This is a genomic window from Thioclava sp. DLFJ4-1 (genome assembly GCF_002020145.1).
GTDB classification, from domain to species: Bacteria; Pseudomonadota; Alphaproteobacteria; order Rhodobacterales; family Rhodobacteraceae; genus Thioclava; species Thioclava sediminum.
Map to the genome: position 1 here is coordinate 343,703 of NZ_MPZT01000003.1, position 13,697 is coordinate 357,399.

The 13,697-nt window shown below is 63.5% G+C and carries 14 protein-coding genes; 4 read left to right on the forward strand and 10 right to left on the reverse strand.

Going from position 1 to position 13,697, the window contains the following annotated elements; translation table 11 throughout:
- Nucleotides 1-35: 35 nt before the first annotated feature.
- The 4 genes from typA to BMI85_RS11515 form a co-directional block, all read right to left on the reverse strand.
- Nucleotides 36-1,853, reverse strand: coding sequence for a translational GTPase TypA (gene typA / locus BMI85_RS11500; RefSeq protein WP_078540857.1), 1,818 nt, complete (start codon nucleotides 1,851-1,853; stop codon nucleotides 36-38).
- A 98-nt stretch (nucleotides 1,854-1,951) separates the two neighbouring features.
- Nucleotides 1,952-2,287, reverse strand: a complete 336-nt coding sequence (locus BMI85_RS11505; RefSeq protein WP_078601378.1) for an SMR family transporter — start codon at nucleotides 2,285-2,287, stop codon at nucleotides 1,952-1,954.
- 18 nt (nucleotides 2,288-2,305) lie between these two features.
- Nucleotides 2,306-2,953, reverse strand: coding sequence for a YitT family protein (locus BMI85_RS11510; RefSeq protein ID WP_078601379.1), 648 nt, complete (start codon nucleotides 2,951-2,953; stop codon nucleotides 2,306-2,308).
- A gap of 119 nt (nucleotides 2,954-3,072) precedes the next feature.
- Complete coding sequence (locus BMI85_RS11515; protein ID WP_078601380.1) at nucleotides 3,073-3,690, reverse strand: YitT family protein; 618 nt, start codon at nucleotides 3,688-3,690, stop codon at nucleotides 3,073-3,075.
- Between the two features lie 425 nt (nucleotides 3,691-4,115).
- On the opposite strand from BMI85_RS11515, the gene BMI85_RS11520 reads away from it, so the two are divergent.
- Nucleotides 4,116-4,337 carry a hypothetical protein gene (locus tag BMI85_RS11520; RefSeq protein WP_078540864.1) on the forward strand — a complete coding sequence of 74 codons (222 nt, stop codon included), beginning with the start codon at nucleotides 4,116-4,118 and terminating at the stop codon, nucleotides 4,335-4,337.
- 254 nt (nucleotides 4,338-4,591) lie between these two features.
- Here BMI85_RS11520 and BMI85_RS11525 read toward each other — a convergent pair whose 3' ends face one another.
- The 6 genes from BMI85_RS11525 to BMI85_RS11550 form a co-directional block, all read right to left on the reverse strand.
- Nucleotides 4,592-5,806 carry an NADP-dependent isocitrate dehydrogenase gene (locus BMI85_RS11525; protein ID WP_078550291.1) on the reverse strand — a complete coding sequence of 405 codons (1,215 nt, stop codon included), beginning with the start codon at nucleotides 5,804-5,806 and terminating at the stop codon, nucleotides 4,592-4,594.
- A gap of 91 nt (nucleotides 5,807-5,897) precedes the next feature.
- Nucleotides 5,898-8,102 carry an NADP-dependent isocitrate dehydrogenase gene (locus tag BMI85_RS11530; protein ID WP_078601381.1) on the reverse strand — a complete coding sequence of 735 codons (2,205 nt, stop codon included), beginning with the start codon at nucleotides 8,100-8,102 and terminating at the stop codon, nucleotides 5,898-5,900.
- Between the two features lie 146 nt (nucleotides 8,103-8,248).
- Nucleotides 8,249-8,839, reverse strand: coding sequence for an HD domain-containing protein (locus tag BMI85_RS11535; protein WP_078550295.1), 591 nt, complete (start codon nucleotides 8,837-8,839; stop codon nucleotides 8,249-8,251).
- Nucleotides 8,836-9,273 (reverse strand): hypothetical protein, encoded by a 438-nt coding sequence (locus BMI85_RS11540; RefSeq protein WP_078601382.1) that lies wholly within the window; start codon nucleotides 9,271-9,273, stop codon nucleotides 8,836-8,838. Before BMI85_RS11540 ends, BMI85_RS11535 begins: the two co-directional genes overlap by 4 nt.
- The gene (locus BMI85_RS11545) at nucleotides 9,270-9,533 is read right to left on the reverse strand and encodes a hypothetical protein (RefSeq protein WP_198453180.1); all 264 of its coding nucleotides are present in this window, start codon (nucleotides 9,531-9,533) and stop codon (nucleotides 9,270-9,272) included. Before BMI85_RS11545 ends, BMI85_RS11540 begins: the two co-directional genes overlap by 4 nt.
- Nucleotides 9,533-10,210 carry an alpha/beta hydrolase gene (locus BMI85_RS11550; RefSeq protein ID WP_078601383.1) on the reverse strand — a complete coding sequence of 226 codons (678 nt, stop codon included), beginning with the start codon at nucleotides 10,208-10,210 and terminating at the stop codon, nucleotides 9,533-9,535. The genes BMI85_RS11545 and BMI85_RS11550 overlap by 1 nt, the downstream gene beginning before the upstream one ends.
- Before the next feature lie 255 nt (nucleotides 10,211-10,465).
- Here BMI85_RS11550 and BMI85_RS11555 point away from each other — a divergent pair, with 255 nt between their 5' ends.
- From BMI85_RS11555 to sufB, 3 genes are all read left to right on the forward strand, one after another.
- A complete protein-coding gene (locus tag BMI85_RS11555; RefSeq protein WP_078520720.1) occupies nucleotides 10,466-10,924 on the forward strand; it encodes an Rrf2 family transcriptional regulator in 459 nt (152 codons plus the stop codon).
- A 143-nt stretch (nucleotides 10,925-11,067) separates the two neighbouring features.
- Nucleotides 11,068-12,111, forward strand: a complete 1,044-nt coding sequence (locus tag BMI85_RS11560; RefSeq protein ID WP_078601384.1) for a cysteine desulfurase family protein — start codon at nucleotides 11,068-11,070, stop codon at nucleotides 12,109-12,111.
- A gap of 18 nt (nucleotides 12,112-12,129) precedes the next feature.
- Nucleotides 12,130-13,650 carry a Fe-S cluster assembly protein SufB gene (gene sufB, locus BMI85_RS11565; protein WP_078601385.1) on the forward strand — a complete coding sequence of 507 codons (1,521 nt, stop codon included), beginning with the start codon at nucleotides 12,130-12,132 and terminating at the stop codon, nucleotides 13,648-13,650.
- The last annotated feature ends 47 nt before the right edge of the window (nucleotides 13,651-13,697 follow it).

Below are 13,697 nucleotides of genomic sequence, written 5' to 3' on the forward strand. Positions count from 1 at the left end.
TTGCGGTGTTCCGGTGCGGCGTGGGCCGCAACCGATCACGCTTCGCGCGCGGCGCGCTTACGCTCGTGCGGATCGAGGTGCAGTTTGCGCAGGCGGATCGATTTCGGCGTGACCTCGACGAGTTCGTCATCGTTGATATAGGCGATGGCTTCCTCGAGCGACATCCGCGTCGGCGGGGTCAGGCGGACCGCTTCATCCGTGCCCGAGGCGCGGACGTTGGTCAGCTTCTTGCCCTTGAGCGGGTTCACTTCAAGATCGTTCTCGCGCGAATGCTCGCCGATGATCATGCCGGTGTAGACCTGCTCCTGCGCGCCGATGAACAGCTTGCCGCGTTCTTCGAGGTTCCACAGCGCGTAGGCGACCGATACGCCATTCTCCATCGAGATCAGCACGCCCTGACGGCGGCCGTCGATCGGGCCCTTGTAAGGTGTCCAGCCATGGAACAGGCGGTTGAGCACGCCCGAGCCGCGCGTGTCGGTCAGGAACTCGCCCTGATAGCCGATCATGCCGCGCGACGGGACATGGGCCACGATGCGGGTCTTGCCACCCTCAGCGGGACGCATCTCGGCCAGCTCGCCCTTGCGGTAGCCGGTCAGTTTCTCGATCACGACGCCGGAATATTCCTCATCCACGTCGATGATAACTTCCTCGATCGGCTCCATGCGCTGGCCGTCTTCCTCGCGGAAAATCACCTTCGGGCGCGAGATCGACAGTTCGAACCCTTCGCGGCGCATGTTCTCGATCAGAACGCCCATCTGAAGTTCGCCACGGCCCGAGACCACGAAGGCGTCGCCGCCGGGGGTGTCTTCGACGCGGATCGCGACGTTGGTTTCGGCTTCTTTCATCAGGCGGTCGCGAATGATGCGCGACTGCACCTTCGAGCCGTCCTTACCAGCGAGCGGCGAGTCGTTGATGCCGAAGGTCACCGAGATCGTCGGCGGATCGATCGGCTGTGCGTCAATCGGGGTGTCGACTTCGGGCGCACAGAGCGTGTCGGCCACGGTCGCCTTGGTCATGCCCGCGACGGTGACGATGTCGCCTGCGACGGCTTCGTCGATCGGCTGCTGCGACAGACCACGGAAGGCGAGGATCTTGGTGCAGCGGAAGGCTTCGATGCGGTCGCCCTTGCGCGACAGCGCCTTGAGCTGATCGCCGACTTTCAGCGTGCCCGCCTCGATGCGGCCCGTAAGGATGCGCCCGATGAACGGGTCGGCCGAGAGCGTGGTGGCCAGCATCTGGAAGGGCTCGTCGGCGCGGAATTCCTGCTTCGGCGGCTCGACATGCTTCAGGATCAGGTCGAACAGCGCGTCGAGGTTCTCGCGCGGGCCGTCCAGCTCTTCGTCACACCAGCCGCCGATGCCGGAGGCATAAAGGTGCGGGAAGTCGAGCTGCTCTTCATCGGCGTCGAGGTTCGCGAAGAGGTCGAACACCTCGTCGAGCGCACGATCGGGCTCGGCTGCGGGCTTGTCGACCTTGTTGAGCACCACGATCGGCTTCAGGCCGAGCGCGAGCGCCTTCGAGGTCACGAATTTGGTCTGCGGCATCGGGCCTTCGGCCGCGTCCACCAGCAGCACAACACCGTCCACCATCGACAGGATACGCTCTACCTCGCCGCCGAAATCGGCGTGGCCGGGGGTGTCGACGATGTTGATGCGGGTGCCTTTCCACTCGACCGAGGTGGCCTTGGCGAGAATGGTGATGCCGCGTTCGCGTTCGATGTCGTTGCTGTCCATCGCGCGTTCGGCGACGGCTTGGTTTTCACGGAAAGCGCCCGATTGGCGCAGAAGCTGGTCCACGAGCGTCGTCTTGCCGTGGTCCACGTGAGCGATGATCGCAATGTTGCGAAGGTCCATGGGAGGTCGTCCTGTTCTTGAGTTGCCCCGCCCATAAAGGAAAGATTGCCTCTCGGCTAGCCCCCAGCGCGGCAATCCCGCCGCGATGCGGCATCACGTCAGTGGAAATGCGATTTCGAGAACAGGTTGATTACGATGATCCCCGTCAGAATCAGCGCGATACCGATCAGCGCGGGCAAATCCAACCGTTGATTGAACATCAGCCAGCCCACGCCCGCGATCAGAACCATGCCGATCCCGGACCACAGCGCATAGGTGATCCCGAGCGGCAGCACCTTCAGTACCAGCGTGAAGAAATAAAGCCCGCCGATGAAGCCCACCGCCACGCCCACCGTCGGCCAGAACCGCGTGAATTGCTGGCTCGCCTGCAGACAGGCCGAGCCGAAGGTCTCGAAGGCGACCGCGATGAGCAGGAAGAGGTAGGTGTTGAACATGCCCGGCACTTTGCCGGATCACTCGGCGATATACCAGTCGCGTCGGTGGTTCATCGCGACGATAAAGTTCAGCACCAGCGCGCCCAGAAGCGAGTAGAGAACCAGCGGCGGCGCGAGGATGAAGCTCGCGATGACAAACAGGCACAGGTCATGGATCAACTGCGTCCAGCCGGCGCGGAAGCCGAACTTGTCTTGCAGGATCACGGCGACGATGGAGACACCGCCAAGGCTGCCCTTGTGGCGGAAGAGGCCGAGAAGGCCGACGCCTGCCGAAATGCCGAACAGCACGGCGGCCACGGCGGGGTGGATTTCCGCGACATGCAGCACGGGTTTGAGCGCCTCGGCCATGAGCGAGACGAGCGTCACGGTCACGAGGCTTTTCAGCGCAAAGCCTGCACCGCGCGCGTAATAGGCGAAGGCGTAGAAGGGGATGTTGATCACGAAGAACACAACCCCGAAGCTGAACCCGGTGATATAGGACAGGATCAGCGCGGCACCTGCAGTGCCCCCGGTCACGAGGCCCGCGGCGCGCAGCAGGTGGATCCCCAGCGCGGCTTGGGCCGCGGCCACGACGAGGCCCTGCAGATCCTCGAGCTTCGAGTAATGCGGACGGGTCGCTTCTTTGGCTGCGATCTGGTCGGCGGTGATATGTGCGTCAGTGGTCATGACCTAATAATAGGGCATAATGGCTGACCTACCAAATCGCTGGGCGCAGGTCGGCTTTGCAGCGCGCGAAAGGGTCGGGGCAGGGTGCGCGGACCCGTTGCCCGCAGATCACGCCCGGATCAGGTGGCGATATAGCGGTCGCGGCGGTGGTTGATCAGGATGATCACGTTCAGAACCATCGCGCCCAGCAGCGACCACAGCACCTTGTCGAGCGGCAGCACGAAGAGCGCGAAGAGGAACACGCCGCAATCGAACAGGATCTGCGTGCGGCCCGCCTTGAAACCGGTCTTGTCCTGCAGATAAAGCGCCACGATCCCCACGCCGCCAAGGCTCGCACCGTGGCGGAACAGCGCCAGAAGGCCCGCGCCTGCGGTCACGCCCGCCAGCACGGCGGCCGCGCCGGGGTGAAGGATCGCGAAGCTCAGAAGATGCGGGAATATTTCGGTAAATCCGGACAGGAGCGCGACCGAGAGCACCGTCTTCACCGTGAACCGCGCGCCCATCCGGCGGAAGGCCAGCCAGTAGAAGGGCAGGTTGAGCGTGAAGAAGATCGCGCCGAAGCTCCATCCGGTGACGTAAGACAGCACCAGCGACAGGCCCGCGATCTGACCGGTGAACAGCCCCGCGCCATGCAGCAGCGACACCGACAGCGCCACCAACAAAGTGCCGGTGAGAAGCCCTTGGGTGTCCTCGGGCAGGGTGTGGCGGTGCGGGTCTTGGATACGGGTATCGCTCATGGCGCTCAGATGCCACGCGGCAACGCCAAGCGCAAGAACTGAGGCGCATCGGCAACAGAGGTGCTCCAATACCTGCGGATCACAGTCGCGTGAGTTGCCGCCGCTTTCGGGATCGGGCCAATTGGCGCCATTCGCAATGCCCAAGACAAGAGGAGGGCCGCCATGATGTCATATCGCCAAGCCCTCGCATCGCAGTGCGAAACCCGTATCGGTTTTTCGGGCACCACTCGCGTCGCACGACGCCAGGACTGACCCTCCCGATACGCCCCGGAGCCTAGGCTCCACTCCCGCAAACTGACCCGATTTCCGCGTCCCGATCCTGTCGTGACGCATCCTGGCCGCGCTCTCGCGGTCCCCGTCGGGTCTTCTTTCACATCAGTAGACGAAAGGCCGGTTGCGGGGATGGTCCCGCGCCGGGACATGACATGATCCAGACTCTCGAGCGTCCGAGCGACGCATTCACCATCGAAGCCGCCATCGCCAAGTTCGGCGCAGGCAAAGTTCTCCGCGCGGCGCTGTTCGCGCTGATCGCGCGCGGCGGCAAACCGCGCCCGCTCGATGCGGGGCAGCTCAGCGACCACTTGCGCAGAGATATCGGGCTCGGGCCCGCCGAGCCTCCGCCAGAGCCGTGGAGCATGATGCGGTGAGAGAAAGGGCCGGGCGTGTGATGCGCCTGGCCCATCCCAAACGGAGGGACGCGCCCGACCTCGGGTGGGCGCTGTGCCTCGTTCGTGGCTTGGTGCTTTATCGTGCAAGCCCGTGTGTCGGTCGTGCCTGCGATGTCTTCGCCAATGCGCCCTCCCCGGGGGGGAGGTCGGGCGCGGCCCGGGGCTGGTCGCCCCGTGCCAGAAACGAAAAAAGGCGGGGAGATCCCCGCCTTCCTCAGTCCATCTCGCAGCGCTCAGAGCGACAGCGACTTGTTCAGGTATTCGTCGATCTTCTCGAGGAAGCCCATCGTGGTCAGCCACTTCTGATCGGGGCCGACGAGCAGCGCGAGGTCCTTGGTCATGTGACCGTCTTCGACCGCCTGCACGCAGACCTTCTCGAGCGTTTCCGCAAAAGTCTGGAGCTGCGCGTTGCCATCGAGCTTGGCGCGGTGCTTCAGGCCACCGGTCCAGGCGAAGATCGAGGCGATGGAGTTCGTCGAGGTTTCCTTGCCCTGCTGATGCTGGCGGTAGTGACGCGTCACCGTGCCGTGGGCGGCCTCGGCTTCCACCGTCTGGCCATCGGGCGTCATCAGGATCGAGGTCATCAGGCCCAGCGAGCCGAAGCCCTGCGCGACCGTATCCGACTGCACGTCGCCATCGTAGTTCTTGCAGGCCCAGACATAGCCGCCCGACCATTTCAGCGACGACGCCACCATGTCGTCGATCAGGCGGTGCTCGTACCAGATGCCAGCTTCCTTGAACTTCTCGGCGAATTCTTCCTCGAAGACCTGCTGGAACAGATCCTTGAAGCGCCCGTCATAGGCCTTGAGGATCGTGTTCTTGGTCGAGAGATAGACCGGCCAGCCCTTCAGCAGACCGTAGTTCAGCGAGGCCCGCGCGAAGTCGATGATCGATTTGTCGAGGTTGTACATGCCCATCACGACGCCCGCGTCGGGGGCCTTGAACACTTCCTTCTCGATCACTTCGCCGTCGTCGCCCACGAATTTCAGCGTGATCGTTCCCTTGCCGGGGAAACGGAAATCGGTGGCCTTGTACTGGTCGCCATAGGCGTGACGGCCCACGACGATCGGCTTGGTCCAGCCCGGAACGAGGCGCGGGACGTTCTTGCAGATGATCGGCTCGCGGAAGATGACGCCGCCGAGGATGTTGCGGATCGTGCCGTTGGGCGAGCGATACATGCGCTTGAGGTTGAATTCCTCCATCCGCGCCTCGTCGGGGGTGATCGTCGCGCATTTGACGCCGACGCCGTATTGCTTGATCGCCTCGGCCGCATCGACGGTGATCTGGTCGTCGGTCGCGTCGCGGCTCTCGATGCCGAGGTCGTAATATTTCAGGTCGATATCGAGATAGGGCAGGATCAGCTTCTGCTTGATGAAGTCCCAGATGATGCGGGTCATCTCGTCGCCGTCGAGTTCGACGACGGGGTTGTCTACCTTGATCTTGGTCATGCGCGTTCCTTCCAAAATTCACGGGTTTGTGTTCCGGGGAGGCCGGGAATCGAAAGGGGCGGCCCGCGCCGCCCCCTCTGTCTCAGTGCTCTCAGCCGATGATGGCGTTGAGCGTTTCGCTCGGGCGCATCACCGCTGCGAGCTTTTTCGGATCGGCGTGGTAGTAGCCGCCGATATCGGCGGGCTTGCCCTGAACCTCTGCCAGTTCGGCCACGATCTTCGCTTCGCCATCAGCCAGCGCCTTGGCGATGGGGGCGAATTCCGCGGCCAGCTCGGCATCGCTCGACTGTGCGGCCAGCGCGTCGGCCCAGTAGCGGGCGAACCAGTAGTGGCTGGCGCGGTTGTCGGGCTCGCCGACCTTGCGCGAGGGCGAACGGTCATTGTCGAGAATGCCCTGCGTCGCGGTCTCGACGGTTTCGCCCAGCACGCGCGCTTTCGCGTTATCGGTCTGGTCGGCGAAGAACTTGAAGCTCTCGCCCAATGCGCAGAATTCGCCCAGCGAGTCCCAACGCAGGTGGTTTTCTTCCACCAGCTGCTGGACGTGTTTCGGCGCCGAGCCGCCAGCGCCAGTCTCGAACAGACCGCCGCCCTGCATCAGCTTCACGATCGAGAGCATCTTGGCCGAGGTGGCGAGCTCGAGGATCGGGAACAGGTCGGTCAGGTAGTCGCGCAGCACGTTGCCGGTGATCGCGATGGTGTTCTCGCCCTTGGTGATAGTCTCGAGCGAGGCGATGGTCGCCTCACGCGGGGCCATGATCTCGAACTTGTCGGCCACGCCTTTGGCCTCCAGGATCGGCTTCACGAAGGAGATCAGCTCCGCATCGTGGGCGCGGGTCTCGTCGAGCCAGAAGATCGCGCGGTAGCCGGTCGCCTTCTGACGGTCGATGGCGAGGTTCACCCAGTCTTCGATCGGCGCCTTGCGGGCCGAAGCCGAACGCCAGATATCGCCCTTCTTCACGTCATGCGAATGCAGCACCGTGCCGTCGTCGAGCACCATCTTCACGGTGCCGTCGGTCGGGATCTCGAAGGTGGTCGGGTGCGAGCCGTATTCCTCGGCTTTCTGCGCCATCAGGCCGATGTTCTGAACGGTGCCCGCGGTAGCGGGGTTCAGTTTGCCGTTGGCTTTGAAATACTCGATCGTCGCATCGTAGACCGGTGCGTAGGAGCTGTCCGGGATCACGCAGACGCAGTCGTGTTCCTTGTTGTCCGGGCCCCAGCCTTTGCCGCCGGCGCGGATCAGCGCGGGCATCGAGGCGTCGATGATGACATCGGAGGGCACGTGCAGGTTGGTGATGCCCTTGTCCGAGTTCACCATATACATCGGCGGGCGCTGGTCGCGGACCTCTTCGATCGCAGCGAGGATTTCCGGCTCGCCTTTGACGCGCTCCAGCAGGTCGCCCATGCCCGAAGCCGGATCGACGCCGAGCGACTTCATCTTGTCGCCGTATTTCTCGAAGACCGGCTTGAGCCATTCCTTCACCGCATGACCGAAGATGATCGGGTCGGAGACCTTCATCATCGTCGCTTTCATATGCAGCGAGAACAGGACGCCTTCGTCCTTGGTCTTCCTGATTTCCTCGGCGAGGAACGCGTCGAGCTTGTCAGCGGACATGTAGGTCGCATCGACCACGGTGCCTTCGGGATAGCTCACGCCGTCCTTCAGAACGGTCTCGCCATCTGCGCCTTCCAGAACGATCTTCGCGGTGGATGCCTTCGGCAGGGTGGCCGAGAGTTCGTTCGAGAAGAAATCGCCCTCCGACATGGTCGCCACGCGGGTCTTGCTGTCGGCGGTCCACTCGCCCATGCGGTGCGGGTTGTTCTGCGCGAATTTCTTCACGGCAGCGGCGGCGCGGCGGTCCGAGTTACCCTCGCGCAGCACCGGGTTCACGGCCGAGCCCTTGATCGAGTCGTATTTCGCGCGGACGGCTTTTTCCTCATCCGTCTTCGGCTCTTCCGGGTAGTCGGGCAGGGCGTAGCCCTGACCCTGCAGTTCGCGCACGGCGGCGACGAGCTGCGGCACCGAGGCCGAGATGTTCGGCAGCTTGATGACGTTGGCCTGCGGCGTCTTTACGTAATCGCCGAGCCATGCCAGATCGTCCGACTGGCGCTGCTCTTCGGTAAGCGCTTCGGGGAAGGTGGCGAGGATACGGCCCGCGAGCGAGATATCCTTGGTGCCGACCGAAATCCCGGCCGCTTGCGCGAATTTGCGCACGATCGGCAGCAGCGATGCGCTCGCCAGTTCCGGGGCCTCGTCGACCTTGGTGTAAATGATGTCAGGAGTGTTCTTGTCGCTCATGGCACAGCCCTCTTCGGTTGAAGCCTCGGTTTGCTGCCTCTTACCCGATTCAGATGCGCTTGGCTAGACGGTATGCGATTGTATACGGAGGTTCCGCGAAATCCCGGAGGAACGCCTCGGAATAGGGGGCAAGGGCCGAGTGTGGCTTAGCTGCGTGCGGCGAACCAGCCTTCGACCCGATCCCGTACCCAGTCCCACACCGCAGGCGCGCCGCGGGCGATCTTGGTGCCGATGCGCTCTTCGAGTTGGGTGAAGCTGACATCGTAATCGATCCACGAGCCACCGCCCGACTGGTGGTTGAGCAGCACAGGCTGCACCCGGTCGAGCGATTTCGCGAAGATCGCGTCGGGGGTCTCGTTGGCCTCGAATTCCTGCCAGAGCGCCAGCATCTGCGCTCCCTGATCCCCGGGCAACAACCCGAAGATACGTTCGGCGGCGGCGGCTTCTGCTTTCAGGATGTCTTCCGCGCCATGCGCCGTGCCGCCCTTGGAATGGATCGGCACATCGCCCACGTCGATCTCGACCAGATCGTGCAGCAGGAGCATGCGGATCACCCGGTCGATCGAGACGCCTTCGGGTGCCTGTTCGGCCAGCGTCAGCGCATAGAGCGCGAGCGACCAGCTATGCTCGCCCGAGTTTTCGGGGCGCGAGGCGTCGTGGATCGGCGTCGCACGGGTCACCGATTTCAGTTTCTCGGCCTCGGCGAGGAAGGTGAATTGCTGATCGAGCCGGGTCATGTACGTCTCCAGAGCCGGGGCAGAAGCAGAAGCAGCGCCACGAAGGCGAAGAGACCGCCGGCGCGCCAGCTCATCGCGCGGTCGGTGTAGCCGGAACAGTCGAGGTTCGGCGCCGCGAAGGCGTAGAACAGGACCGTGGCGAGGATCGAAAAGACGACGATGCCCATCCCCAGAACCGGCGGGATCGCGCGGTTTGCGGCCGCGAGCAGCAACCCGGTCCAGCCCAGCCAGAGCGGGGCCACAACGAGGATCAGATGCATCGGGTTTGCGAGGAGTTCGCCGAGGCCCATGACCAGCGCCGCGCCGCGCGACGACGCGCCGCTCCACTCTCCGTCGCAAATCATGTGGCTTGCATGAAAGCCTGTCGCGATGATCAGCGACAGGGCGAGGGAGAGGGCTGCCGCGAAAACGACGCGCGCGGCCCCCGGGCTCATGATCCGGTCCCGGAATCCGGTGTCTTCGCCGCTGCCTGCGCCCGCTTTTCCAGTTCCACCAGCTTGCGCTCGAAGAATTCGCGGCCACGTTGCTCGGCCATATGCAGGCGACAGGCCGTGATATAGGCCTCCTGCAGCGAGGGCGACGACGTGCCGATATAGTTGCTCACCTCCATGAAGAGGCGTTCGTCGTCGTATTTGCGCATCGCCTCCATCGTGTCGGTGGCGAGCTTTTCGGCGAGTTCGTCGATCAGCGCCATTAGCGCGTGCCCTCCGTCAGGCGGCGGCGGACATAGGTCTGAACCGTTTCGATCATCGGCTGCATATGGGCTTCTTCGTTCTTGAAGAAGTGATCCGCGCCTTCGATGACCTCATGGGTGATCGTGATGCCCTTCTGCTCCTGCAGCTTGGAGACCAGTTGTTCGGTCTCTTTGGGCTGCGCGATCCGGTCGTTCGTGCCGTTGATGATCAGGCCCGAGGACGGGCAGGGCGCGAGGAAGGAATAGTCGTAATTGCCGGGGCCGGGCGACGAGGGGCCGGGCGGGGCAACGGAGATGAAGCCGGTAATCTCGGGACGGCGCATCAGAAGCTGCATGCCGATCCACGCGCCGAAGGAGTGGCCCGCGACCCAGCAATGCTTCGAGTTGGGGTTCATCGTCTGCAGGTAGTCCAGCGCCGAGGCGGCATCGGACAATTCGCCCACGCCCTGATCGTATTCGCCTTGGCTGCGGCCCACGCCCCGGAAGTTGAAGCGCAGAACGGTGAAGCCCATTTTGTAGAAGGCGTAGTGCAGGTTATAGACGACGCGGTTGTTCATCGTGCCGCCGAATTGCGGATCGGGGTGCAGAATGATCGCGATCGGCGCGTCGGGTGCGGGCTGCGGGTGGTAGCGCCCCTCGAGGCGACCTTCGGGACCGGGAAAAATGACTTCGGGCATCGTCTCTCGTTTTTATTGCGCCAGCTCTGGGTTCCTTGGGCGCCTGCGCTCCTGCCTTTCTTGACGGGTCGGCGCGGCTGGCCTAGGAGAAAGCCTCCCCCGGCGCCATGCCGGGAGATCGGGCATTGGTGGAGGTAATCGGCCCTCGCGCTTGCGTCAATGCTTTAGCAATGATTCACTCCTGCGCGGGCGGTGTTTTCGGGCCGATTTTCGGCTAAATACGGGTTCGGATGGGTCTCGGGCCGAGGAGGGTGCATGAAACTGTCGACGAAAGGCCGTTACGCGATGGTCGCGCTGGTTGATCTGGCGCTGGCGGGCGAAGGCAGCCGGACCTCTCTGGCGGCGCTGTCGGAGCGTCAGGATATCTCGCTGCCCTATCTGGAGCAGCTCTTCGTGCGGCTGCGCCGGGCGGGGCTGGTGAATTCGGTGCGCGGCCCGGGCGGCGGCTACCGGCTGGCGCGCTGCCCGTCGGAGATCCGCATCTCGGAGATTTTCGAGGCCGTGGACGAGACCGTCTCGGCGATGCATGTCGGCGCTGGCGCGTCAGGGGCGATCTCGGGCTCGCGGGCGCAGTCGATGGCGAACCGGTTGTGGGAGAGCCTGTCGGCGCAGGTCTTCGTCTTCCTGCACCAGACGACGCTGGATGATGTGGTGAAGAACCGCATGAAACCCTGTCCGGCCGTGCCGAGCCTGTTTTCGGTCGTCGACGAGTAACTCCGACCGCCGGGGCGTGATGGCTTCTCGCGGACGCTCCGCGGGGGATATTTTTGCCAAGTCGAAGGCGCGCCCTTTCTTCTGGGGCGCGGCTGCCCTATCCCCGCCGCAGCTATCCGACACCTAACCAAGCGGAGCGTATCATGGCGCGCAGCTATCTCGATTGGAACGCGACAACGCCGCTGAGGGCAGAGGCCCGTCAGGCGATGATCGAGGCGATGGATGTGGTGGGCAACCCGTCCTCCGTGCATTCCGAGGGGCGTGCCGCGAAGGCGCTGATGGAGCGCGCGCGCTCTCAGGTCGCCGCCGCATTGGGGGCCGAGGGGCAGGATGTGATCTTCACCTCCGGCGCGACCGAGGCCGCGGCGCTGGCGTTGTCTGGGCGCGAGGTGCATTGCGCGGGCGTCGAGCATGACGCGATCCGCAGCTGGTGCATCGAGGATCTGCCTGTGGATCGGGCAGGGCGGATCACCGTCACCGATCCCGCAAACTCGGCCCTGCAGCTGGCCAATTCCGAGACCGGCGTGGTGCAGGAACTGCCCGAGGGGCTGTATCTGAGCGATCTCACCCAAGGCTTCGGCAAGATCCCATTTGCGTTCAACTGGCTCGGCACCACCTGCGGCATCGTTTCGGCGCATAAGCTGGGCGGGCCGAAGGGCGTCGGCGCGCTGATCGTGAAGCGCGGCACGGATATCGCGGCGCAGCTCAAAGGCGGCGGTCAGGAGATGGGTCGGCGGGCCGGCACGGAGAACCTGATCGGCATTGCGGGCTTCGGTGCGGCAGCCGAAGCCGCCTCGCGTGATCTTGAGGGCGGAATCTGGCGCGAGATCGAAAAACTTAGAAACATTCTAGAAAACGCCATTGCGGATCGGGCAAGCGAGACTATTTTTGTCGGGAATGAATCGCACAGGCTTCCGAACACCTCCTGCTTCATCACGCCCGGCTGGAAGGGCGAGACGCAGGTGATGCAGATGGACCTGGGCGGGTTCGCGGTTTCCGCAGGCTCCGCCTGTTCAAGCGGGAAGGTCAAAAGCTCTGCTGCGCTGGTCGCAATGGGCTTTTCGGAAACCGAGGCGGGATCGGCGTTGCGGGTCTCGCTGGGGCCGCAGAGCCGCGAAGAAGATGTCATGCGTTTCGCCGAACACTGGCTGAAATGCGAAGCGAAACACCGCGCACGGCGCGGGTAAGAGATGGGAGAGCCGGATATGGCGGGCGTTGATCAGGTGGAAGTACGTGAGGGCGTCGATCGCGAGACGGTCGAGACCGTCCAGAATATGGGCACCTACAAATACGGCTGGGACACCGATATCGAGATGGAATACGCGCCCAAAGGCGTGAACACGGATATCGTCCGCCTCATCTCGGACAAAAACAAAGAGCCCGAGTGGATGACCGAATGGCGTCTGCAGGCCTTCTCGCGCTGGGAAGATATGCCCAAGCCGAACTGGGCGCTGCTGAAGGTTCCGGAAATCGATTTTCAGGACCAGTATTACTACGCGCGCCCGAAAAGCATGGTCGAGAAGCCGAAATCGCTCGACGAGGTCGATCCCAAGCTACTGGCCACCTATGAGAAGCTCGGCATTCCGCTGAAGGAGCAGATGATCCTCGCGGGCGTCGAAGGCGCGGAAGACATCAACCTCGAAGATCGCCAGATCGCGGTGGACGCGGTGTTCGACTCCGTCTCCGTCGGGACCACCTTCAAGGACAAGCTGGCCGAGGCGGGCGTGATCTTCTGCTCGATCTCGGAAGCGATCCAGGAACACCCGGAGCTGGTGAAGAAATATCTCGGCTCGGTCGTGCCGCAGGCGGATAACTTCTACGCCGCGCTGAACTCGGCCGTGTTCTCGGACGGCTCCTTCGTCTACGTGCCGCCGGGCGTGCGCTGCCCGATGGAACTGTCGACCTATTTCCGCATCAACGCGGAAAACACCGGGCAGTTCGAGCGCACCCTGATCATCGCCGACAAGGGCTCGTATGTGTCCTATCTCGAAGGCTGCACCGCGCCCAAGCGCGACACTGCGCAGCTGCACGCGGCCGTGGTCGAGATCATCGTCGAGGAAGATGCCGAGGTGAAATATTCCACGGTGCAGAACTGGTTCCCGGGCGATGAAGACGGCAAGGGCGGCATCTACAACTTCGTCACCAAGCGTGCCGATTGCCGCGGCGACCGCGCCAAGGTGATGTGGACGCAGGTCGAGACCGGCTCCGCGATCACGTGGAAATACCCGTCCTGCATCCTGCGCGGCAATGAGAGCCAGGGCGAGTTCTACTCGATCGCCATCGCGAATAACTGGCAGCAGGCCGATACCGGCACCAAGATGATCCATCTGGGCAAGGACACCCGCTCGCGGATCGTGTCGAAGGGGATCTCGGCCGGTCAGGCGCAGAACACCTATCGCGGTCTCGTCTCGATGCACCCGAAAGCGACCGACTCGCGCAACTACACGCAATGTGACTCGCTGCTGATCGGCGACAAATGCGGCGCGCACACGGTTCCCTATATCGAGGTGAAGAACAACTCGAGCCGGGTCGAGCACGAGGCCACCACCTCGAAGGTGGATGACGATCAGCTGTTCTACTGCCGCGCCCGCGGGATGGACGAGGAAGAGGCCGTGGCGCTTGTCGTCAACGGGTTCTGCCGCGAAGTCCTTCAGGCGCTGCCGATGGAATTCGCGATGGAAGCTCAAAGCCTTGTGGCGATCTCGCTGGAGGGGAGCGTCGGGTGATCTTCACGCGCGCAAATATCGAAATTGCCGAGGATCTGCCGCATTTC

Excerpts from the sequence above, each read along its gene's own strand:
- typA (WP_078540857.1), bottom strand. The coding sequence starts at position 1,853 with ATGGACCTTCGCAACATTGCGATCATCGCTCACGTGGACCACGGCAAG.
- BMI85_RS11505 (WP_078601378.1), bottom strand. The coding sequence starts at position 2,287 with ATGTTCAACACCTACCTCTTCCTGCTCATCGCGGTCGCCTTCGAGACC.
- BMI85_RS11510 (WP_078601379.1), bottom strand. The coding sequence starts at position 2,953 with ATGACCACTGACGCACATATCACCGCCGACCAGATCGCAGCCAAAGAA.
- BMI85_RS11515 (WP_078601380.1), bottom strand. The coding sequence starts at position 3,690 with ATGAGCGATACCCGTATCCAAGACCCGCACCGCCACACCCTGCCCGAG.
- BMI85_RS11520 (WP_078540864.1), top strand. The coding sequence starts at position 4,116 with ATGATCCAGACTCTCGAGCGTCCGAGCGACGCATTCACCATCGAAGCC.
- BMI85_RS11525 (WP_078550291.1), bottom strand. The coding sequence starts at position 5,806 with ATGACCAAGATCAAGGTAGACAACCCCGTCGTCGAACTCGACGGCGAC.
- BMI85_RS11530 (WP_078601381.1), bottom strand. The coding sequence starts at position 8,102 with ATGAGCGACAAGAACACTCCTGACATCATTTACACCAAGGTCGACGAG.
- BMI85_RS11535 (WP_078550295.1), bottom strand. The coding sequence starts at position 8,839 with ATGACCCGGCTCGATCAGCAATTCACCTTCCTCGCCGAGGCCGAGAAA.
- BMI85_RS11540 (WP_078601382.1), bottom strand. The coding sequence starts at position 9,273 with ATGAGCCCGGGGGCCGCGCGCGTCGTTTTCGCGGCAGCCCTCTCCCTC.
- BMI85_RS11545 (WP_198453180.1), bottom strand. The coding sequence starts at position 9,533 with ATGGCGCTGATCGACGAACTCGCCGAAAAGCTCGCCACCGACACGATG.
- BMI85_RS11550 (WP_078601383.1), bottom strand. The coding sequence starts at position 10,210 with ATGCCCGAAGTCATTTTTCCCGGTCCCGAAGGTCGCCTCGAGGGGCGC.
- BMI85_RS11555 (WP_078520720.1), top strand. The coding sequence starts at position 10,466 with ATGAAACTGTCGACGAAAGGCCGTTACGCGATGGTCGCGCTGGTTGAT.
- BMI85_RS11560 (WP_078601384.1), top strand. The coding sequence starts at position 11,068 with ATGGCGCGCAGCTATCTCGATTGGAACGCGACAACGCCGCTGAGGGCA.
- sufB (WP_078601385.1), top strand. The coding sequence starts at position 12,130 with ATGGCGGGCGTTGATCAGGTGGAAGTACGTGAGGGCGTCGATCGCGAG.